The sequence below is a fragment of the Pseudomonas shirazensis genome (assembly GCF_050496565.1).
In the GTDB taxonomy this organism is placed as follows: Bacteria; Pseudomonadota; Gammaproteobacteria; order Pseudomonadales; family Pseudomonadaceae; genus Aquipseudomonas; species Aquipseudomonas shirazensis_A.
In genome coordinates this window covers 23,506-42,720 of the sequence record NZ_JBNWAE010000002.1, presented here as the reverse complement: position 1 = coordinate 42,720, position 19,215 = coordinate 23,506, and the positions used below count along the sequence as shown (strand labels likewise).

At 62.8% G+C, this 19,215-nt stretch carries 21 protein-coding genes; 6 read left to right on the top strand and 15 right to left on the bottom strand.

Annotation, left to right across the window (positions count from 1 at the left end; all coding sequences use genetic code 11):
• Positions 1-36: 36 nt before the first annotated feature.
• Positions 37-957, bottom strand: coding sequence for an SMP-30/gluconolactonase/LRE family protein (locus tag ACQZ2L_RS04145; protein ID WP_430324779.1), 921 nt, complete (start codon positions 955-957; stop codon positions 37-39).
• 408 nt (positions 958-1,365) lie between these two features.
• Between ACQZ2L_RS04145 and ACQZ2L_RS04140 the strand changes: the two genes are divergently transcribed.
• Positions 1,366-2,067, top strand: a complete 702-nt coding sequence (locus tag ACQZ2L_RS04140; RefSeq protein WP_430324778.1) for an IclR family transcriptional regulator — start codon at positions 1,366-1,368, stop codon at positions 2,065-2,067.
• A 64-nt stretch (positions 2,068-2,131) separates the two neighbouring features.
• Positions 2,132-2,773 carry a TetR/AcrR family transcriptional regulator gene (locus ACQZ2L_RS04135; protein WP_430324776.1) on the top strand — a complete coding sequence of 214 codons (642 nt, stop codon included), beginning with the start codon at positions 2,132-2,134 and terminating at the stop codon, positions 2,771-2,773.
• Here the strand turns inward: ACQZ2L_RS04135 and ACQZ2L_RS04130 are convergent.
• Positions 2,770-3,552: a class I SAM-dependent methyltransferase gene (locus tag ACQZ2L_RS04130; RefSeq protein WP_430324775.1), complete on the bottom strand. Its 783-nt coding sequence runs from the start codon at positions 3,550-3,552 to the stop codon at positions 2,770-2,772. The genes ACQZ2L_RS04135 and ACQZ2L_RS04130 overlap by 4 nt on opposite strands.
• Positions 3,553-3,646: 94 nt before the next feature.
• On the opposite strand from ACQZ2L_RS04130, the gene ACQZ2L_RS04125 reads away from it, so the two are divergent.
• Complete coding sequence (locus ACQZ2L_RS04125) at positions 3,647-4,267, top strand: energy transducer TonB (RefSeq protein ID WP_430324774.1); 621 nt, start codon at positions 3,647-3,649, stop codon at positions 4,265-4,267.
• Here the strand turns inward: ACQZ2L_RS04125 and ACQZ2L_RS04120 are convergent.
• From ACQZ2L_RS04120 to ppc, 7 genes are all read right to left on the bottom strand, one after another.
• Positions 4,264-4,953, bottom strand: a complete 690-nt coding sequence (locus ACQZ2L_RS04120) for an extensin family protein (RefSeq protein WP_430324773.1) — start codon at positions 4,951-4,953, stop codon at positions 4,264-4,266. The two genes, ACQZ2L_RS04125 and ACQZ2L_RS04120, sit on opposite strands and share 4 nt — an antisense overlap.
• Positions 4,954-4,959: 6 nt before the next feature.
• A complete protein-coding gene (locus tag ACQZ2L_RS04115) occupies positions 4,960-5,790 on the bottom strand; it encodes an isocitrate lyase/PEP mutase family protein (RefSeq protein WP_430324772.1) in 831 nt (276 codons plus the stop codon).
• A gap of 30 nt (positions 5,791-5,820) precedes the next feature.
• The gene (locus tag ACQZ2L_RS04110; protein WP_430324770.1) at positions 5,821-6,690 is read right to left on the bottom strand and encodes a DUF72 domain-containing protein; all 870 of its coding nucleotides are present in this window, start codon (positions 6,688-6,690) and stop codon (positions 5,821-5,823) included.
• 3 nt (positions 6,691-6,693) lie between these two features.
• On the bottom strand, positions 6,694-6,981 hold the full coding sequence (locus tag ACQZ2L_RS04105) for a hypothetical protein (RefSeq protein ID WP_101317179.1): 288 nt from the start codon (positions 6,979-6,981) through the stop codon (positions 6,694-6,696).
• 130 nt (positions 6,982-7,111) lie between these two features.
• On the bottom strand, positions 7,112-7,786 hold the full coding sequence (gene tsaB / locus ACQZ2L_RS04100; RefSeq protein ID WP_430324769.1) for a tRNA (adenosine(37)-N6)-threonylcarbamoyltransferase complex dimerization subunit type 1 TsaB: 675 nt from the start codon (positions 7,784-7,786) through the stop codon (positions 7,112-7,114).
• An 87-nt stretch (positions 7,787-7,873) separates the two neighbouring features.
• Positions 7,874-8,521, bottom strand: a complete 648-nt coding sequence (gene adk / locus ACQZ2L_RS04095; RefSeq protein WP_101317175.1) for an adenylate kinase — start codon at positions 8,519-8,521, stop codon at positions 7,874-7,876.
• 258 nt (positions 8,522-8,779) lie between these two features.
• Positions 8,780-11,407, bottom strand: coding sequence for a phosphoenolpyruvate carboxylase (gene ppc / locus ACQZ2L_RS04090; RefSeq protein WP_430325152.1), 2,628 nt, complete (start codon positions 11,405-11,407; stop codon positions 8,780-8,782).
• Between the two features lie 177 nt (positions 11,408-11,584).
• Here ppc and ACQZ2L_RS04085 point away from each other — a divergent pair, with 177 nt between their 5' ends.
• From ACQZ2L_RS04085 to ACQZ2L_RS04075, 3 genes are all read left to right on the top strand, one after another.
• Entirely contained in the window at positions 11,585-11,929 is a 345-nt protein-coding gene (locus ACQZ2L_RS04085) for a pilin assembly protein (RefSeq protein WP_430324768.1), read from the top strand.
• A gap of 283 nt (positions 11,930-12,212) precedes the next feature.
• Positions 12,213-12,626: a DUF4398 domain-containing protein gene (locus tag ACQZ2L_RS04080; RefSeq protein WP_101317168.1), complete on the top strand. Its 414-nt coding sequence runs from the start codon at positions 12,213-12,215 to the stop codon at positions 12,624-12,626.
• 48 nt (positions 12,627-12,674) lie between these two features.
• A complete protein-coding gene (locus ACQZ2L_RS04075; protein WP_430324767.1) occupies positions 12,675-13,460 on the top strand; it encodes an OmpA family protein in 786 nt (261 codons plus the stop codon).
• Between the two features lie 225 nt (positions 13,461-13,685).
• Here ACQZ2L_RS04075 and ACQZ2L_RS04070 read toward each other — a convergent pair whose 3' ends face one another.
• From ACQZ2L_RS04070 to lysS, 6 genes are all read right to left on the bottom strand, one after another.
• A complete protein-coding gene (locus ACQZ2L_RS04070; RefSeq protein WP_314877211.1) occupies positions 13,686-14,012 on the bottom strand; it encodes a hypothetical protein in 327 nt (108 codons plus the stop codon).
• On the bottom strand, positions 14,009-14,920 hold the full coding sequence (locus tag ACQZ2L_RS04065; protein WP_430324766.1) for an alpha/beta hydrolase: 912 nt from the start codon (positions 14,918-14,920) through the stop codon (positions 14,009-14,011). Before ACQZ2L_RS04065 ends, ACQZ2L_RS04070 begins: the two co-directional genes overlap by 4 nt.
• Positions 14,892-16,169, bottom strand: a complete 1,278-nt coding sequence (locus ACQZ2L_RS04060; RefSeq protein ID WP_430324765.1) for a flavohemoglobin expression-modulating QEGLA motif protein — start codon at positions 16,167-16,169, stop codon at positions 14,892-14,894. Before ACQZ2L_RS04060 ends, ACQZ2L_RS04065 begins: the two co-directional genes overlap by 29 nt.
• Before the next feature lie 22 nt (positions 16,170-16,191).
• Positions 16,192-16,743 (bottom strand): hypothetical protein, encoded by a 552-nt coding sequence (locus ACQZ2L_RS04055; protein WP_101317156.1) that lies wholly within the window; start codon positions 16,741-16,743, stop codon positions 16,192-16,194.
• Between the two features lie 38 nt (positions 16,744-16,781).
• Positions 16,782-17,486, bottom strand: coding sequence for a TetR/AcrR family transcriptional regulator (locus ACQZ2L_RS04050; RefSeq protein ID WP_101322957.1), 705 nt, complete (start codon positions 17,484-17,486; stop codon positions 16,782-16,784).
• Positions 17,487-17,700: 214 nt separating this feature from the next.
• Positions 17,701-19,203 carry a lysine--tRNA ligase gene (gene lysS / locus ACQZ2L_RS04045; protein WP_430324764.1) on the bottom strand — a complete coding sequence of 501 codons (1,503 nt, stop codon included), beginning with the start codon at positions 19,201-19,203 and terminating at the stop codon, positions 17,701-17,703.
• Positions 19,204-19,215 lie beyond the last annotated feature (12 nt).

Genomic DNA, 19,215 nt, shown 5'->3' with positions numbered 1-19,215 from the left:
CTTTTATAGTTGTTGTGTGCCCTGACAGGCGGTGTTTCAGCTGTGCGAATACATCCCCAGCCCAGGCGTGCTGGTGCGCACCTGCAAAATGCTGCCGGTCTCCGATTCGGTGATGTACAAGGTCTGGCCGTCGTCGCCGCCAAACGCCAGGTTGGTGTTGCTGATGCCGCGGCAGGAGACGATGCGCTGCAACGGCTCGGCGACCTTCGACAGCTTCCAGATCGAGCCGAACCCGGTATGGGCGATGTACAGGTTGCTCTCGGCGTCCAGAGCGAGACCGTCAGGGCCACCCAGACCGCCATGCAACTGAGCGAAAACCCCCACTTTGCCGACGATGGAGCCGTTGCCCAGCGGGATCCGCCAGATCTGCTGGGCGCGGGTCACGGCCACCAGCAGATGATTGAGATGCGGGTCATAGACGATGCCATTGGGGCTGGGGATGGTGCCCAGCAGACACGTCAGCGTGCCGCTCGCGTCGAGCTTGTAGACCCGCCCGCTGGGATCCTGCAGGCCGGTCTGGCCCTGATCAGTGAAATACAGGTCGCCATTGGGTGCGAAGACCAGGTCATTGACGCCCTTGAAACCTTCCGAGCCGGCCGAGTCGAGCAGCGTTTCGATCACGCCGGTTTCCGGGTCGAACAGCATGATCCCGCGCTTGTAGTCGGTAATGAAAATGCGCCCATCCTGATGAATTTTCAGGCCATTCGGCCAGCCATCGTACTGACACACCAGCTCCCATTCGCCTTGTGGCGAAATGCGGAAAATCCGCCCGTTGGGGATATCGGTCACATACAGCCGACCGTGGCGATCAAACGAAGGTCCTTCAAGGAATGAGTCGATGGCGCGACCTTGGCGATTGGCGTTGGCCCACGCGGTTGGACGCGCATCGCGAAAGTGATCGGGCAGGCGGGTGAAGACGCTGGTTTCAACAGTGGGCGGGGCTGCGAAGAAGCTCATGGGCGCTCCTGTAGGACCGGGGACGTTTCAACGTCCGATTATTGTTTTCGTAGGTTTAATGCAACGCCATTTCAAAATAAACCATAAACAGACGAAGGGTAAACGGATTTCGTTGATAAGATGATTTACAACCCAACATATTCGCGCTGAACAGAGCTTGCTGGCGCGAGCATGACTGCCATTAAGAAATAGCGTTTCATAAACGCACATAGATTGCGCCAGCACCAGCCCACCAGCCCGACAACAGCCAGCCATTGCTGATGACGAGCAGTGCAGACATCGCTGACAGGCTCTTTTCATCAGGCCCACTTCGCGTGTTACGTTGGCGAGCACCGGCCGTTGTTGGATAATCCGGTTTTCCGCCCTTGGGTATGACTCGAGGGCCTCAATGAGTGTGAGGATTCACAGATGGTTAAAGCGCGGCCGCGGCCTGCGGTGAATGGTGTGGCATCGGCAGACCGTGTTTTGACCGTGTTGACTGCGTTTCAGATAGGCGATTGTGCGCTGACCCTGGTAGAGCTGGTCGAGCGCACCGGACTCATCAAGAGCACGATAATGCGGTTGATGGTATCGCTGGAGAATCACGGCTTCGTTAATCGCATGGCTGACGGACGCTATCAGCTGGCGAGCGAAGTGATGCGCCTGAACACGGTCTATCAGGAGGCTCTCGACCTCGAAAGCCACGTGTTGCCGCGCTTGCAGTATCTGGCTGAGCAATCGGGCGAAACCGCGTCGTTCTATGTGCGCCACGGTGCCTATCGCATGTGTCAGTACCGCATCAATTCTTCGCACCGCCTGCGGCTGAATCTGCAGCCAGGCGACATGCGCCCGATGGACGAAGCGGCGGGTGCTCACGCCTTGCGCGCTCCGTTCAAGGTTGGCATCGCGCTGAAGAAACCCTACTTCTCCAAAGGCGCCACCGACCCGCATGCCGCTTCCGTGGCATTGCCGATCTATGGTGCGCAGCAGGAGCTGATGGGTGCTCTGGTGATTTCAGGGCCGGCCAGCCGGTTGACCGAGGACTATGCCGAGAGCCTGGAGCCGATGTTTTTCGAAGTCGCTCATGATCTGATGCGCAGCCTGGGCTACAAGCCTGACGGTGCGGCTTGACGATTGATCGCCCACTACAGCCGTAGCGCCCTTGAACCGGTAAGATGGCTGCCTGTTCACCAAGATGCAGACCCTGATGCCAAACGACGCACCCATCGGCCCTGGCCGGCCGAAGGACCTGGCCAAACGCGAGGCCATCCTTGAAGCTGCCAAAGCGCTGTTCCTCAGCCTTGGCTACGCCAACACCAGCATGGATGCGGTCGCCACGGCGGCAGGTGTTTCAAAACTGACGGTCTACAGCCATTTCACCGACAAGCAGACCCTGTTCGGCTCGGCGGTGATGGCGACCTGCCAAAGCCAACTGCCGGAGTTGATCTTCGAGTTGCCCGATGGCGTGCCGATCGACCAGGTACTGCTGAATATCGCGCGTAACTTCCACGCACTGATCAGCAGCGACGAGTCGGTCAAGCTGAGCCGCCTGATCATGGCGCTGGGCAGCCAGGACCCGGGCTTTGGCCAGTACTTCTATGAAGCCGGGCCGAAGTTGATCCTTGCCGAAATGGAAGCCCTGCTGCGCAATGCCGCCGAGCGCGGCCTGCTGGCGATCGATAGCCCGTTGCGGGCTGCCGAGCACTTTTTCTGCCTGATCAAAGGTGCGCCGGACTACCGTTTGCTGCTTGGCTGCGCGCCGCCACTGGTCGGCGACGAGGCCGAGGCGCATGTGCACGAGGTGGTCGGGCTGTTTGTGCGGGCGTACGCGCCTTAGGCCTTGAGGGCTTTTTTCGGGTAGATGTCGTAGCGGCTCGATTTGCCTTCCAGGCTGTGGCTGGGCTTGGGCCCGTCAATGATCGGCGCCTTGCGCGGGCGCTTGACCACTACGCGATGGCTGGCCAGTGCCAGCGCGGCAGCTAACAATGCCGGGGCATCGAGGTCGTCGCCCACCAGCGGGCGGAACACACGCATCTCTTTTTTCACCAGCGCGGTCTTCTCTCGGTGGGGAAACATCGGGTCGAGGTAGATCACCTGGGGTGGCTCACCTTGCCAGGCGTGCATGGTGTCGATCGCATTGCCGACCAGCAAGCGCATACGCTCGACGATGGGCCCGACCTCATGGTCGTCGCGGGCGCGTTGCAGGCCATCAGCAAGCAACGCGGCAACCAGCGGCTGGCGCTCGATCAGGGTCATCTGGCAACCGAGGCTGGCCAGCACGAAGGCGTCTTTGCCCAGGCCGGCAGTGGCATCCAGTACCTGCGGGCGCACGCCCTGGGCCACGCCGACCGCCTTGGCGATCATCTGCCCGCTGCCGCCGCCAAACAGGCGCCGGTGGGCGGCTTGACCTTCAACGAAGTCGACCCGCACCGGCCCCGGCGCCTGCGCCCCGAGCTGCTGCAGTTGCAGGCCGTCCGCGCCGATCTGCAGCGCCACGGCGGCGCTGTCGTCGTTCAGCGGCAAACCCAGTTGCGCAGCCCACTGCTGCGCCTGGGCCTGGTACTCGGGCGCCAACGCCTCGACTGTGATGCCCGTGCCCTGCTCTTGCTCTACCATCCGATCCTGCACCCGAAAAAATTAATGAAACCCCGGCCACGGCCGATACACGCAGTATCCGCTATTGTGCCAGAGCTGAACCGCCGCGACTGCCATGACAGACACTCTTCCCATCGGCTTGACCTACCTGTCGCCTGTCGGCAACTACGGTCGGCAGAATACCCAGGCACTCGGTGGCGTCAGCCACCTGTGGCAGGATTTCTTTGCCCGGGCGATGGCCGACCAGAGTGCTGTCGAAGTGGATCCGGTCAGCCAGGCGCTGGCGCAACACGATCAGGTCAGCGGCGAGCCCACCGGCGGCGCCCGCGCCCTAGCATTGATCGACCTCCAGCGTAGCTGTCAGGTCAGCGACACCGAGGTCAAGCCACCCGAGCCGCTGTTTCTGCCCAAGGCGGAGCTTGAAGCCGCGCTGCTCGAACCTGCACCCGAGCCGTTCAGCGCCGCCGAGATGATCGAGCAGCAGCGCGATCTCGACCTCAACAACAGCTGGTTACGCCCGGTCGTGATGCACCAGGGCCAGCCGCTGCCAACGCCTGGCGCTGCCCCTGCGCCGCGCCCGCTGTACCTGCCGATTGCCGAATTCGACATGGACCTGCTCGACCCGGCGCCGGAGCCGTTCGATCAGCCAACCCTGGCACTGCAGCAGCACGACCTTGAGTTCGATATGCACTGGGCACGCCCGGTGGTGCTGAACAACGTGCGCGTGCACGCCTAACGGCAGACCTGCCAGACGCCCATGTCCAAGTGGAAGTGATTGTGATGAGCGGCGTTGTAGTCCGGGCCTAGCACCGTGCTGAAGCTGGCACAGGCGGCCTTGCGCACCTCGCGCAGAAACTCGGCCTTTTGCCCACCAGCCTGCCAGTCCTGCGCAAGCACGATGCGCTGGCCATCCTTGAGGCGAAAGGCGCTGAGGTCGAGAGCGTTGGCCGTCGCGTGCTGGCTCAGGCGCCCTTCCTTGCGGTTATACACATTGCGACAGGCAAAGCTGCCCAGGTGCTCGACCCGCGTCACCGGTTGACCAAACACACGCTGCGCGGCCGGCTGCAAGCCATGGGTCTCGAACAGGGCATAGGCCACCGCCAGCGGGCAGCTGGCGATGAAACTGCTACTCAGGCTGGCCTGGCCTGCCTCGACTCGCCATACGTTGCTCAACGGGCAGCGCGCGCTGGCCGGGCTGTCGGCCTGGGCACGATAACGCAGGCCGGAGCTTTGCAGGGCTTGCTCGCACAGGGCTGGGTCCTGGCGTAGCCGCGACAGCTTGTAGGCGGTCAACCAGTTCGGCGGCTGACGCACATCGAGCGCCGCCCATGGGTTCCAGGCTGCGGGCGGGCGCCAGCCCAGGTACCAGGCTTGCGCCGCCGCCAGGGAGAGGATGAACAGCAGCCAACCGAGCCAGCGCATCAAGGCTTAGCGACGGAACAGGTCATTGAGCTGAGCAAAAGGCATGCTCTGCTCGGCGTAGCTGAAGGTGCCCTGCTCGCGGATCTCCAGCGCTGCCCGCTGCAGCGCGCCAAAGGCCGCGCGGGCCAGCGACGAGCCGACGCTGATGCGGCGCACGCCAAGGTCCTGCAGCTGGTTGACGCTCAATGGCACGCCCGCCAGCCCCATCAGCACGTTGACCGGCTTGGGTGCCAGCGCCTGCACCACCGCGCGCACTTCATCGGCGCTGCGCAGGCCTGGTGCGTAGAGCACATCGGCCCCCGCTTCGGCGTATGCCTGCAAGCGCAGGATGGTGTCGTCGAGGTCCAGCCGCTCGTGCAGCAGGTTTTCTGCGCGGGCGCACAGGGTGAAGGTAAACGGCAGGCTACGCGCGGCCTGAGCGGCGGCACGTATCCGCTCCACGGCCAGGCCCGCGTCATAGATGGGGGCATCGCTGCGGGTGCTGGCGTCTTCGATCGAGCCGCCCACCAGGCCCGCTTCGGCCGCGCGCAGGATCGCCTGGGCGCACTCTTCAGGCAAATCGCCAAAGCCGTTTTCCAGGTCGGCGGCGACTGGCAATGCGGTCGCATCAACAATGGCGCGGGCGTTGCCCAAGGTCTCGTCCAGGCTCAGCGCCCCTTCGGCATCGGCACGACCGAGGCTGAAGGCCAGGCCGGCACTGGTCGTTGCCAGCGCTTCAAAGCCCATGCTGGCCAGCAGCTTGGCCGAGCCTGCATCCCAGGGGTTGGCGACAACAAAGGCACCGTCACGTTCATGCAGCGCCTTGAAGGCCTCCGCTCGCAGGGTTTGTACATCCATGATTACAGGCTCCGGCAAATTGACGAGTGGTCAGAGTAGACCCAGCTGTTCGACCTCAGGCGCTCGTGGCAATTCCGCCAGTGCTGGCAACCCCGGCAGACGCTCGCTCAAGCGCTGGTGAAAGCGCTGGGCCAGGGCCGCGGCTTGCTGGTTGTCGGAAGTATGCAGAAACACATACGGGCTCAGGCCGGCTTCGATCCACTCGGCGACCTTGCTCACCCATGGCGTCAGGAACGGCTCATTGCCAATCACTTCAGGCTGGCCGATGAAGCGCACCTGTGGGTGCTGGCTGAAAGCAGCCGGACGTGCTGGCACACGGGGCTTCTTGCTCTGCGCGTGTAGCACGGCGGGCTCGCGTGAGGTACAGCTGAACAACGCACGCGAGTCCAGGCAAATGCGCTCGACAGCCATGCCATGCAGCAGACGATTGAGCGCTCGCTCCTCTTCGCCGCGAGCGAAAAAGGCGTCGTTACGCACCTCGACCGCAACCGGCACGCCGATCTCTTGCAAAAAGTACGCAAGCTCGGGCAACCGCGAAGGGCCAAACGTGGCCGGCAACTGTAGCCAGTACGGCGCGACCCGCTCACCCAGCGGCGCCATCAGCCGGGTAAAGGCCAACGCCGCCTCGAGCTGACCGCGCAGATCACCGCCATGGCTGACTTCACGCGGGAATTTGGCGGTGAAGCGAAAGCCGGGCGGCATGATCTGCGCCCAGCGTTCTACCGTGGACGGTGCCGGGCTGGCATAAAAAGTGGTGTTGCCTTCGACGGCGTTGAAGACCTGGCTGTACAGCGCGAGGTAATCATTGACGCGGGCATCGGCGGGGTAGAGGTAGTCGCGCCAGGCGCTTTCGCTCCAGGACGGGCAACCAAGAAAGTACGGCAGTGGCGATGGCTTCATCCATCAAATGTACAGATCAAGCCCCAACACTTCCATATCCCAATCGGTAAAGCCGGCAGTCGCCATGTAGCTGGCCAGAGCAGTTGCAGTGCGCCGGTCGCGGGCGCGGGGGAAGACCATGTCCTGCTGGCGGGCGGGCAAGCCACCCGCGCTGCGGCGAGTGCGGGTTTCCTGAGCGACCTCGGATTCTTCGATCAGCTCGGCATCTTCGACTGCTTCGTCACGCACCGGTGCCTTGCGCGGTGCGCGCTTGATCGGATAGGACTGCGGTGAAAAGCCGTCGATACGCATGAATGAACACTCAGGATCAATGATGGCAATTTAGCAGCATCAGAGATCCATCGCTAATGCCATTGTGATAACTGGACCACAGTTCCCATCAAAGGTTTAGCGCAAAGGTAAGCAGCCGACGAACAGCCGCTTAAACTGCCTTGGGCGTGGCCACGTTATCGCGCAGGTAAACCGGCTGCGCCTGATCGGCGGCGACCGCTTCGCCTCGGTTGAACGCGAATCCGGCCAGGCTGAGCACATCGACTGCGCTCGGCAGCAGGCTGGTATCCATGGCGCTGACCGGCACGGCCAGGCGCTCATGGTACGCCCAGCCAGTGCCGGCGCCGAACCAGTCGCCGCTGCTGCCATCCGGCAGCGCTACACGCTCCGGCGGCAGCACCGCTTCGCGGCCAACCAGACGCATCTCGCCAGCAGTGGCCTGATAGCAGCCCCAGTAGACTTCATCCATGCGTGCATCGATGGCTGCAGCAACCTGAGTGATGCCGCGCTCACGCAACACGCCTTGGGCCAGCGCGGCGAGGTTGGAAACCGGCAGCACCGGCCGCTCCAGGGCGAAGGCCAGGCCTTGAACAACGCCGATGGCAATGCGCACGCCGGTGAAAGCGCCAGGGCCGCGACCAAAGGAGATGGCGTCGACAGCGCTCAGCGCCACGCCCGCCTCGGCCAGCAACTGCTTGATCATCGGCAGCAGCTTTTGCGCGTGCAGGCGCGGAATGACCTCATAGTGGCTGGTGACCTTGCCGTCATGCAGCAATGCAACGGAACAGGCTTCGGTGGCGGTATCCAGGGCCAGCAAGGTGGTCATCGAACGGGTTTCCAGACGCAAGAAAAAGAGCGCCAGTATAAACGACAACGGCCCGCAAGCGGGCCGTTGTCGTATGCAAGGTAACGATCAGCTCAGGGCTGCGAGGACCTTGGCAGTGATTGCTTCAACCGAGCCGACACCTTCGATGTGGCTGTACTTCGGCTTGCCGTTGGCAGCGCCAAGCTTCTGGTAGAAGTTGACCAATGGCTTGGTCTGGTCGTGGTAGACCGACAGGCGATGACGCACGGTTTCTTCGGTGTCGTCTTTACGCTGGACCAGATCTTCGCCAGTCACGTCGTCTTTACCAGCAACCTTCGGCGGGTTGTAGACCACGTGGTAGACGCGACCCGAGCCTTCGTGAACGCGACGACCAGCGATGCGCTGAACGATCTCTTCGTCTTCCACGGCAATCTCGACCACAGCGTCCAGCTCAACGCCGGCAGTGACCAGCGCTTCAGCCTGCGGGATGGTGCGCGGGAAGCCGTCGAAGAGGAAACCGTTGGCGCAGTCTGGCTGGGCGATACGGTCCTTGACCAGGTTGATGATCAGCTCGTCGGAGACCAGCTTGCCAGCGTCCATGATCGCCTTGGCTTCGATGCCCAGGGGGGTGCCAGCCTTCACTGCGGCACGCAACATGTCGCCGGTGGAGATCTGTGGGATCGAGAACTTTTCGGTGATGAATTTTGCCTGAGTACCTTTACCGGCCCCGGGAGCTCCCAGCAGAATTACGCGCATCTTGTGCTCCTCATATTTTTTTATGCAAATCAACGGAGTCGGCGTCAGGGCCAAGTCCGGAAAATCAGGTGTCGACCAGAAAATCGGTCAAAAGGCTGATCAAGATACACAGCGCCCGGCGACCAGACAAGCGTCCCAAAGTTGCGATAAACCGCCACTTGCGACCTGCCGTAGCAAGGGTTGCCCTCGGTGCAACCCTGTTCTGCCGTGCACTATCGTAGCCCGTCCCGGCCCACCTGAGCCTCCTTTGGTGGCACGCTAACCGGTGTTGCGCAGGCCAGCGGCAATCCCTGCCACAGTGACCAGCAGCGCCTGCTCCAGCGGGCTGTCCAGAGCGGCTTCACGGCTGCGCGAGCGCGCCAGCAGCTCGGCCTGAAGGCGGTGCAGCGGGTCCAGATAGGTGTTGCGCAGGCTAATGAATTCGAGGGTCTCGGGGCTGTGTGCCAGTAGCACCGGCTGGCCAGTCAGGCCCAGCACCACCTGGCATGAGTGCGACAATAGGTCGCGCAGATGCGCACCCAATGGCAGCAGCTCGGGTTGCACTAGACGTTGGTCGTAGGCCTCGGCGATTTGCGCGTCAGCCTTGGCCAGGACCATCTCGAGCATGTCAATGCGGGTGCGGAAGAACGGCCACTGCTCGCGCATTTGCGCCAACAGCTCACCCTGGCCGCGCGCCAGGGCATTGTTCAGCGCGCTTTCCCAGCCGAGCCAGGCCGGCAGCATCAACCGCGTCTGCGTCCAGCCGAAGATCCACGGGATTGCGCGCAGGCTTTCGATACCGCCGGCGCGGCGCTTGGCCGGGCGACTGCCCAGCGGCAGGCGGCCCAGTTCCTGTTCCGGGGTCGACTGGCGGAAATATTCGACGAAGTCAGGGTTCTCGCGCACCACCCCGCGGTAGGCATTGACGCCATCGGCGGCGAGTTGGTCCATCACCCTGCGCCAGGCCGGCTCAGGCGGCGGGGGCGGCAGCAGGGTCGCTTCGAGCACGGCGGCAAGGTAAAGGTTCAGGTTCTGCTCGGCGATGCCAGGCAGGCCGAACTTGAAGCGGATCATCTCGCCCTGCTCGGTGGTGCGGAAGCGCCCGGCGACCGAGCCGGGTGGCTGCGACAGGATCGCCGCATGGGCCGGGCCACCGCCGCGGCCGACGGTGCCGCCACGGCCGTGGAATAGCAGCAGCTCGACCTGATGCTCGCGGCAGATCTGCACCAGGGTTTCCTGGGCGCGATACTGCGCCCAGGCCGCCGCCGTGGTGCCGGCGTCCTTGGCCGAGTCTGAGTAACCGATCATCACTTCCTGTGGGCCGCGCAGACTGCTGCGGTAACCCGGCAGGCCGAGCAGGCGTTGCATGACCGGGCCGGCGTTGTCCAGGTCGGCCAGGGTCTCGAACAACGGCACCACGCGCATTGGCCGGGTCAGGCCGGCTTCCTTGAGCAGCAGTTGCACGGCCAGCACATCCGACGCCGCGCCGGCCATGGAGATGACGTATGAGCCAAGTGACGCAGCCGGCGCTGCGGCCACCTCGCGGCAGGTATCGAGCACCTCGGCGGTCTCGGCCTGGGGCTTGAAGTGGGCCGGGAGCAACGGCCGGCGATTTTTCAGCTCGGCCTGGAGGAATTCTATGCGCTGCTCTTCATCCCAGTCGGCATACCGGCCAAGGCCTAGGTAGTCGGTGATTTCGCTCATGGCATCGCGATGACGGGCTGCGTCCTGGCGCACGTCCAGGCGTACCAGGAACAGACCAAAGGTGACGGCGCGGCGCAGGCAGTCGAGCAGCGGGCCATCGGCAATCACACCCATGCCGCACTCGTGCAGCGAGCGGTAGCACAACTCCAGCGGGTCGAGCAGTTGGCGGTTGTCGCTGAGCACCTGGGCACCAGGCGGCTGGTTGCTGGTCAGTGCGGCCTGGGCCCAGCTGCGGGTAGCACGCAGGCGCTCGCGCAGCTGCTTGAGCACACTGCGATAGGGTTCGGCGCCCTCGCCTGCCTGTTCGAGCAGTTCAGCACTGGCCTGCTGCATCGACAGTTCGGCAGCCAGGCTGTCGATATCACGCAGGAACAGGTCCGCGGCCATCCAGCGCGCCAGCAGCAGCACCTCGCGGGTCACGGCGGCAGTGACGTTGGGGTTGCCATCACGATCACCGCCCATCCACGACGCGAAACGAACCGGCGCCGACTCCAGCGGCAGGCGCAGGCCAGTGGCCTCGAACAGCGCCTTGTCGACTTTGCGCAGATGGCTGGGCACGGCTTGCCACAGTGAATGCTCGATGACCGCGAAGCCCCATTTGGCTTCGTCCACCGGGGTCGGCCGGGTGCGGCGGATTTCCTCGGTATGCCAGGCCTCGGCGATCAATCGGCGCAGCTTGTCGCGCACCTGCTCGCGCTCGGCGGGGGTCAGGTCGCGGTGATCCTGCACGGCCAATTGCGCGGCGATGGCGTCGTATTTCTGGATCAGGGTGCGCCGCGCGACCTCGGTCGGGTGCGCGGTCAAAACCAGCTGGATATCGAGCTTGGCCAACTGCCGGGCGAGGCTATCGTCGCTGTGCCCTTCCTGCTTCAGGCGGGCCAGCAGCTCGGGCAATACCCGGCTCTCGAACGGCTCGGGCTGGTCGGCGGCGCGGCGGTGGATGAGCTGATACTGCTCGGCGATGTTGGCCAGATTGAGAAACTGGTTGAACGCCCGCGCCACCGGCAACAGTTCGTCATCGGCCAGGTCGTCCAGGGTCGAACTGAGCTGCTCGGCCGCGCCACGGCGATCAGCCTTGGCGCTGTGGCGGATGGCTTCGATCTTCTGCAAAAACGCATCGCCATGCTGCTGGCGAATGGTTTCACCCAGCAGTTCCCCCAACAGATGGACATCCTCACGCAAGCGTACATCGATATCGGTCATCAGGCCTTTCTCCAGCGCGGCTCGTGCGCGCATCCATTCAGGAACCAGCAGCCCCAAGAGTGCCCACAGCAGCGCGCTCAAGGCAAGCCTGGCACAGTCAAAGCAACTAAAGTTGAACAGTGTCACTCCCAATCAGTGCATGGCATCACGCCCTATCCAAGCTGCGCAGAGGTCATCATGAAAATCCGCGAACTCGCCCAACATTGGGAACAGAACGCCGCAGGCAGCCTGAGCCCGACCAGCCACATCCTGCATCTGGACCTGGAATCGGAGGCACGCCTGGCCGCGCTTATCGATATGTTCCCCAAGCGCACTGCCGAAGAACTGCTCGGCGAACTGGTCGCCTCGGCCCTTGAAGAACTGGAAGCGAGCTTCCCCTATGTGCAGGGCCGCCAGGTCATCGCCACCGATGAGCAAGGCGACCCAATGTATGAAGACGTAGGCTCCACGCCGCGCTTTCTGGCTCTGTCGCGACAGCATCTGCAGACGCTCGCAAGTACCGATCCAGACCCATCCAAGTAAGGCGTTGACGACCGCGCGGGGCCTCTCGCGCCCCGCCGCAGTTACCCCGCCCTACCCCTGCGCGAGCCGAAAGTTCCGCAGTTTTTCACTGACCGTTCAGTCAGAAAATACTTGTAACGGCTTGCTATTTTTTGCGGAACTATTCGAAAAACGCTCCAGTCCGAGCCAATAGCCATCACGCTAAAACCCTGCACACAGTGGTAGTGCACAGCTGAGCTGAAGCGCGTACTGGCAGGGGACAAAGCGATGGACTGCCACGGACATTGTCATCAGGAGTGATCCAATGGAGCTGACCAACATGAAGAGCCGCACTATGCCAACATCCTCCACCCGCATGCATGGCCTGAAACTGGCCGCGCTGGCCCTGGGCAGCACGTTTGTCCTGGCTGGTTGCGCCGGCAAGCCGCCAACCGAGCAGTACGCCGTGACCCAATCGGCGGTCAACGCCGCGGTGAGCTCTGGCGGTACCGAGTTCGCTGCAGTGGAAATGAAAGCGGCGCAGGACAAGTTCAAGAAAGCTGAAATTGCCATGCACGACAAAAAGTACGAAGAAGCCAAGGTGCTCGCCGAGCAGGCTGAGTGGGACGCCCGCGTAGCAGAGCGCAAGGCACAGGCTGCCAAAGCGCAAAAAGCCGTGCAGGACTCCCGCCAAGGCGTCCAGGAACTGCGTGAGGAAGGCCTGCGCAGCGCTGAATAAGCCTGCCCGCCTCCCCCAGCCTTCGTTACTGATTAAAGGAAGAACACTATGCGTAACTACGTCATGATCCCCGCTCTGCTGGCCCTGAGTGTTGGCCTTGCTGCTTGCTCGCATGATCCAAACGCCAACCTCGAGTCTGCTCGCACCAGCTTCTCGGCGCTGCAGAGCGACCCGCAGTCGACCAAACTGGCCGCCCTTGAGACCAAGGACGCGCAGGATTGGCTGAACAAGGCTGACAAGGCCTACATGGATCGCGAAGACACCAAGAAAGTCGACCAACTGGCCTACCTGACCAGCCAGCGCGTTGAAGTCGCCAAACAGACCATCGCCCTGCGCGCGGCTGAAGGCGAGCTGAAAAACGCTTCGGCACAACGTGCCCAGGCTCGCCTGGATGCCCGTGACGCCCAGATCAAGAAACTGCAGGACAGCCTCAACGCCAAGCAGACCGACCGTGGCACTCTGGTGACCTTCGGCGACGTGCTGTTTGACTTCAACAAGGCTGAACTGAAGAGCAGCGCCCTGCCGAACGTGACCAAGCTGGCACAGTTCCTGGCTGAAAACCCAGAGCGTAAAGTGATTGTCGAGGGCTACACCGACAGCGTCGGTTCGGCCAGCTACAACCAGAGCCTGTCCGAGCGTCGTGCTGGCGCTGTGCGCATGGCACTGGTACGTGCCGGTGTAGATCCAGCGCGTATCGTCTCGCAGGGTTACGGCAAGGAATACCCGGTTGCTGACAACACCAGCAACTCCGGCCGTGCTCAGAACCGTCGTGTGGAAGTGACCATTTCCAACGACAACCAGCCAGTTGCGCCGCGTACTGCTGGTAACCAGTAAGGGTTGTGAGCGGGGTTGCCTGGCAGCCCCGTCACAATGAACAAAAACCGCGTGAAGCCTTTGGGCTCACGCGGTTTTTTTGCTGGATTCAGAATTGCTGGGGCCGCTTTGCGGCCCTATCGCGACACAAGGCCGCTCCTACAAAAAGCGCGACCGCATTACAACGCGGTACCTGTAGGAGCGGCCTTGTGTCGCGATAGGGCTGCGAAGCAGCCCCAATCTGATTCACTGCATTTGTTGCGGCGTATCCTGGCCAACACAGCGCACCGCACGCTTGCGGTTGTCCACCAGTACCCCGGTCAAACCCTTCTGCTGCATATCGATCAATACCAACACCCCATCCATGCACTGCGCTACCTGCGCCGCAGGCTCCAGCGAGACCTTGTAATCCTCGCCCGGCACCGTCTTGAGCATGGTGAAGTCCTGCAGCAACAGCGCATCCTCAGGCTTGGCAAAATGCAGGTAGCCGTAGTACCAGAGGGCCCCTACCGTCACGATGATGCTACCGACGCCGGTCAGAATCAGTGGGATGGCGTTGCGTTCTTCACTCATTGCTTGTTCTTCTCATCAGGGAAATTAGGCACTTCGGCCAAGCGCCGCAGGCCATTGAAATGGCTCGGATCATCCAGGAAGCGGATCATCACCTGGCGCCAGGTCGGGTCGGCAAAGGTCTGCACGTGGCCGCCGCGGGTCAGCTGCAACACCCGTGGTGGTGGCGCATGGCGGTACAGGTCCAGGCCGTTTTCAAGCGGCACCAGCGCATCGTCGATGCTGTGGAAAAACAATTTGGGCGGGCTGTCCAGGCGCTCGATCGAGCGGATCGCGCTGTCGCCGTCCGGCACCAGCCATGACAGCGGCACCTGCAGCGGCCAGGTCAGCCAGCCGGTACCCAGCGCGTATCGCCCGACCGAGCGATAACTGGCCGGCACGCCATCGAACACCAGCGCACTGAAGCGCTGACGCTGCTCAGGGTGGCCCGCCAGGTAATGAATCGCCATCGCCCCGCCCAGGCTCTGCCCCAGCAGCACCAGTGGTTTGCCCTGCACCTCAGGCGCCCGCTCAAGCCAGCTCATGGCCGCGGCGATATCTTCGTACACCTCAGGCAGGCTTGGCTTGCCTTCGGACAGGCCATAACCGCGGTAGTCGATCATCAACACCTGATAGCCCTGCTCCGGGAGCCAATAGCTGCCGCCCAGATGCCCGGGCAGGTTGCCGCCGTTGCCGTGCAGGTGCAGCACCGTACCCTTGACCTCGACGCCATCCTTGGCCGGCAGCCACCAGCCGTGCAGGCGCACGCCATCGCGGGTGGTCAGGGTCACATCACGGTAGGCCAGCTTGGCCCGCTCGGGGGTGAATGCCTGGCCCGGTTCGGGATAGAACAGCAGGCTGCTGCAGCCGCCGAGGGTCAAGGCCAGGGCCAGCGCCAGGCCTTTACAGAATGTTCGCGTAGTCGGCTTCAATGCGATCGAGGCTCAGGTGGTTGAGGAAGTTGGAGAAGCACATCCAGGCAGACAACGCATTCAGGTCGCGGAACTGCTCGGGCAGGTATTTGGGCGGTTCGACCAGGCCTTCTTCGACCAGCTGACGCAGGGTGCGCATGTCCTCCAGAGTGGTCTTGCCGCAGAACAACAACGGGATCTGCTCAAGCTTGCCCTTCTTCACGGCCAACTGAATGTAGTTGTAAACCATGATGAAGCCCTTGAGGTAGGACAAGTCCTTGGTGAATGGCAGGCCATTCGGCACCGAGCCGCGGAACACTCGGCTGGCGTTGCTGTAGCTCTGGCCGATCTCGAAACCCTGGCCACGGAAGAACTCATACACCTGCATGAAGTCGGCGCCCTGCTCGACCATGTGAATGGCCCGAGTGCGGTTGGTCAGCTTGCGCAGGCGGCTCGGGTACGAGGCAAAGGCGATCACTTCCATCAGGATGGCCAGGCCTTCCTGAGTCACCGTCGACGACGGTGGGCCCTTGGCGAGGAAGGTGCAGATGGGCTGATTGAGCCCGTTGAGCGTGGTGCCGACATGCACCAGCCCTTCATGCACCTCCAGCGCACGCACATCACGGCTGTTGAACATGGCATCGGCGCGCACCTTGATGTAGTCGGCGCCCGCCGCTGCATCGGCGACGATACCGTCGGACTCGAACACGCGGATGGTGCCCTCTGCCTCACCGAATACCGTGTTCAGCCGGCGCTGGAGGATATCCACCGCTTGCTTGGCCGTGAGGTTCTTTGGCTCGTCCTTGAGGTCGCCGCGGCCATCGATATTGTTCAGGTAATCAGAAAGCATCAGGCCAAGGTCGGCCAGGGTCGGGTCGCCGGCATGAAACGCATCGGAAGCTGCACCATACAGCTCCTGGGAAATCAGGCCGAAATCCTCGGTGCCGCGCGCTTCCAGCATGCGCACCACCATGCGGTACTCGCGGCACATGCGCCGCATGATCTGCCCGACCGGGTTGAACTGGCCCAGCTGGCGAGTGATGTCGCGCTCGATGCTCTGGAACTCGGCCTTCAGCGCACTGGAATCGAAGCCCAGCGGGCGCGACTGGTAATAGGCGCGGTCCACTGCAGGCGGCTCTTTGCCTTTGCCGTTGAGGAAGGCCTGGCGGATGTTGTCGTCCCACTTCACCGCATCGAGCACGCGGATCGGCGTCTGCGCCACGACAATGCGGTCGGACAACGCGCGAATGGTCTGCTGATACTCGTCCACGGCTAATTCCTTGTAGCGGCTATTACTTGCCGACGCGCTGGAAGCGCGCCACTTCGACGAACAGGTCAGAGTTGGCCGGATCATCCAGGTAGGCCAGCACACGCTCGGTCGGGCTGTCGATCAACACGCCCGGGCCGTTGTCTTCCGGCACCTCGATACTGCGCCCGCTGAGTTCCTTGCGCGTGAGCGCCTCGTGCACCTGATCGACGTCCAGGTTGTACACCACCAGCTCCTTGCCGTCGGCGCTGACCTCGAAGCCGCCAATCAGGAAGTTGCCGCCCAGGCGCTTGGGCACCCCGGCCGACAGGTACCAGCGGCTGCCATGCCGGGCCACGGTAAACACGTAGTCTTCAGCCGGCTTGCCTTTAGCTGTGGCCAGCGCCTTGTAGCTGTTGCCAGCCGCGCGGCTGATGCTCAGCTTGAGCGGCTCGCCCCAGGCATCCTTGCTGCTCCACTTGCCCAGCAACGCCTTGGGTGCGGTCTGGTTGGCCGGCAGCGGGTCGCCGAAGGTCACCAGACAACCGCCCAGCATCAGGAATGACAACGTCAACAACACCATACGCCAGGCTTTCATCAGGCTCTCCTAGATAGATCGGTGACAGCACTCGCAGCTCAGACCGACGCCAGCACCAGGTGCAGGTAGCGGGTAAGAATAGCGAGCATCTGCCCATCGGCCTGCCCGTTCGTTTGTTCAAGCAGGCCCTGATATTCCATCTGCTCGATAATCGCCGTCAACATCTGTGCGTCCTGCTCGGGATGATGCGAGCCGATTACCTGAAGCATCTGCCGCGCGCCTTGCGCGAGGATCCGTTCGTGCGCGCGCACCAGCTCGGCCAGCCGTGGGCAGAGCAATGCCTCCTGGCGGAAGGCCTGCTCGGCCATGAGAAAGTCACGCCGATTGCTCAGTTGCCGGCTGACGTAGTCGGCAGTCATCCGCGCGATTTCATCGACCAGCCGCGTCCGTGATGCGGCGCTGCCATCGTCCTGCGCGAGCAACTGGCGCAACACCCCTTCACTGGTCGCCCACAGCTTGGCCATGTAGTCGGCGCTGCGCTCGACGTACTGGGCGAAAGTGTCGGTGAGCAGGTCTTCGATGTCCTTGAAATAGTAGGTGGTGGCCGACAGCGGCACACCGGCCTCGGCAGCCACGGCGCGGTGGCGCACGCCGCGCACGCCGTCGCGGACGACGATGCGCATCGCTGCGTCGAGAATCAGCTGGCGGCGTTGCTCGCTGCCCTGGCGGCTGGTCTTGCGCCCTTGGTACTGCACGCTTTCAGCAACGGCGCTGGCTACGCCGGCTGCGCCTTGTTCGGCGATTGCTGGGTTCACGCTGGATACCTCATGAGGGAAGTGTGCGGCTCATGTGAGCCGGGCGCGATCAGCACGGGGCTGCTTTGCAGCCCTTTCGCGACACAAGGCCGCTCCTACACCGATCGCGCCGGCCTTGAAGCCATGCGCGACCCCTGTAGGAGCGGCCTTGTGTCGCGAATGGCTGCGAAGCAGCCCCTGCAATCCAGAAGTGTAAACCCGCTCAGGCCTGTGGGCGCATATGCGGGAACAGGATCACATCACGGATCGACGGCGAGTTGGTCAGCAACATCACCAGGCGGTCGATACCAATGCCTTCACCAGCAGTCGGCGGCATGCCGTATTCCAACGCACGAACGAAGTCGGCGTCGTAGTGCATGGCTTCGTCATCACCAGCATCCTTTTCGGCCACCTGGGCCAGGAAGCGCTCGGCCTGGTCTTCGGCATCATTGAGCTCGGAGTAGGCGTTGGCGATTTCGCGGCCACCGATGAACAGCTCGAAGCGGTCGGTGACGTTCGGGTTGGCGTCGTTGCGGCGGGCCAGCGGCGACACTTCGAACGGGTACTCGGTAATGAAGTGCGGCTGCTCCAGCTTGTGCTCGACCAGCTCTTCGAAAATCATCACCTGCAGCTTGCCCAGGCCTTCATGGCCGAGCACCTTGGCGCCGGCCTGCTTGGCAATGGCGCGGGCCTTGTCGACGTCCTGCAGGTCAGCAGCAGTCAGTTCCGGGTTGTACTTGAGAATCGAGTCGAACACCGACAGGCGCACGAACGGCTCGCCGAAGTGGAACACCTTGTCGCCGTACGGCACGTCGGTGCTGCCCAGCACCAGCTGCGCCAGCTCACGGAACAGCTCCTCGGTGAGGTCCATGTTGTCTTCGTAGTCGGCGTAGGCCTGGTAGAACTCGAGCATGGTGAACTCGGGGTTGTGCCGCGTCGAAACGCCTTCGTTACGGAAGTTGCGGTTGATCTCGAAGACCTTCTCGAAGCCACCCACGACCAGACGCTTGAGGTACAGCTCAGGCGCGATCCGCAGGAACATCTGCATGTCCAGCGCGTTGTGGTGAGTTTCGAAGGGCTTGGCCGCCGCGCCGCCTGGGATGGTCTGCAGCATCGGCGTTTCCACTTCGAGGAAGTCGCGCTTGGCAAGGAAGCTACGGATGTGCGAGATCACCTGCGAACGTACGCGGAAAGTGTGGCGGGTTTCTTCGTTGACCATCAGGTCGACGTAGCGCTGGCGATAGCGCTGCTCGGTGTCGGTCAGGCCGTGGTGCTTGTCCGGCAGCGGACGCAACGATTTGGTCAGCAGACGCACGCTGGTCATTTCAACGTACAGGTCGCCCTTGCCGGAACGCGCCAGGGTGCCTTCGGCGGCAATGATGTCGCCCAGGTCCCAGGTCTTGATCGCAGCCAGGGTCTCTTCCGGCAGGGTCTTGCGGTTGACGTAGACCTGGATGCGCCCGGTCATGTCCTGGATAACCATGAACGAGCCACGGTTGAGCATGATACGACCGGCAACCTTGACCGGGATCGCTGCAGCTTCCAGCTCTTCCTTGGTCTTGTCGACATACTGCTTCTGCAGGTCGCTGCAGTAGCTGTCGCGGCGGAAGTCGTTGGGGAAGGCCTGGCCCTTGGCACGCTCGGCAGCAAGTTTTTCCTTGCGCAGGGCGATCAGGGTGTTTTCTTCCTGTTGCAGGTCTTGCGGGTCGAGTTTGAGATCGCTCATGTCGTCAGATTT

Bases quoted from the DNA above. Each gene is read 5' to 3' on its own strand.
- ACQZ2L_RS04145 (WP_430324779.1), bottom strand. From the start codon at position 957: ATGAGCTTCTTCGCAGCCCCGCCCACTGTTGAAACCAGCGTCTTCACC.
- ACQZ2L_RS04140 (WP_430324778.1), top strand. From the start codon at position 1,366: ATGGTTAAAGCGCGGCCGCGGCCTGCGGTGAATGGTGTGGCATCGGCA.
- ACQZ2L_RS04135 (WP_430324776.1), top strand. From the start codon at position 2,132: ATGCAGACCCTGATGCCAAACGACGCACCCATCGGCCCTGGCCGGCCG.
- ACQZ2L_RS04130 (WP_430324775.1), bottom strand. From the start codon at position 3,552: ATGGTAGAGCAAGAGCAGGGCACGGGCATCACAGTCGAGGCGTTGGCG.
- ACQZ2L_RS04125 (WP_430324774.1), top strand. From the start codon at position 3,647: ATGACAGACACTCTTCCCATCGGCTTGACCTACCTGTCGCCTGTCGGC.
- ACQZ2L_RS04120 (WP_430324773.1), bottom strand. From the start codon at position 4,953: ATGCGCTGGCTCGGTTGGCTGCTGTTCATCCTCTCCCTGGCGGCGGCG.
- ACQZ2L_RS04115 (WP_430324772.1), bottom strand. From the start codon at position 5,790: ATGGATGTACAAACCCTGCGAGCGGAGGCCTTCAAGGCGCTGCATGAA.
- ACQZ2L_RS04110 (WP_430324770.1), bottom strand. From the start codon at position 6,690: ATGAAGCCATCGCCACTGCCGTACTTTCTTGGTTGCCCGTCCTGGAGC.
- ACQZ2L_RS04105 (WP_101317179.1), bottom strand. From the start codon at position 6,981: ATGCGTATCGACGGCTTTTCACCGCAGTCCTATCCGATCAAGCGCGCA.
- tsaB (WP_430324769.1), bottom strand. From the start codon at position 7,786: ATGACCACCTTGCTGGCCCTGGATACCGCCACCGAAGCCTGTTCCGTT.
- adk (WP_101317175.1), bottom strand. From the start codon at position 8,521: ATGCGCGTAATTCTGCTGGGAGCTCCCGGGGCCGGTAAAGGTACTCAG.
- ppc (WP_430325152.1), bottom strand. From the start codon at position 11,407: ATGACCGATATCGATGTACGCTTGCGTGAGGATGTCCATCTGTTGGGG.
- ACQZ2L_RS04085 (WP_430324768.1), top strand. From the start codon at position 11,585: ATGAAAATCCGCGAACTCGCCCAACATTGGGAACAGAACGCCGCAGGC.
- ACQZ2L_RS04080 (WP_101317168.1), top strand. From the start codon at position 12,213: ATGGAGCTGACCAACATGAAGAGCCGCACTATGCCAACATCCTCCACC.
- ACQZ2L_RS04075 (WP_430324767.1), top strand. From the start codon at position 12,675: ATGCGTAACTACGTCATGATCCCCGCTCTGCTGGCCCTGAGTGTTGGC.
- ACQZ2L_RS04070 (WP_314877211.1), bottom strand. From the start codon at position 14,012: ATGAGTGAAGAACGCAACGCCATCCCACTGATTCTGACCGGCGTCGGT.
- ACQZ2L_RS04055 (WP_101317156.1), bottom strand. From the start codon at position 16,743: ATGAAAGCCTGGCGTATGGTGTTGTTGACGTTGTCATTCCTGATGCTG.
- lysS (WP_430324764.1), bottom strand. From the start codon at position 19,203: ATGAGCGATCTCAAACTCGACCCGCAAGACCTGCAACAGGAAGAAAAC.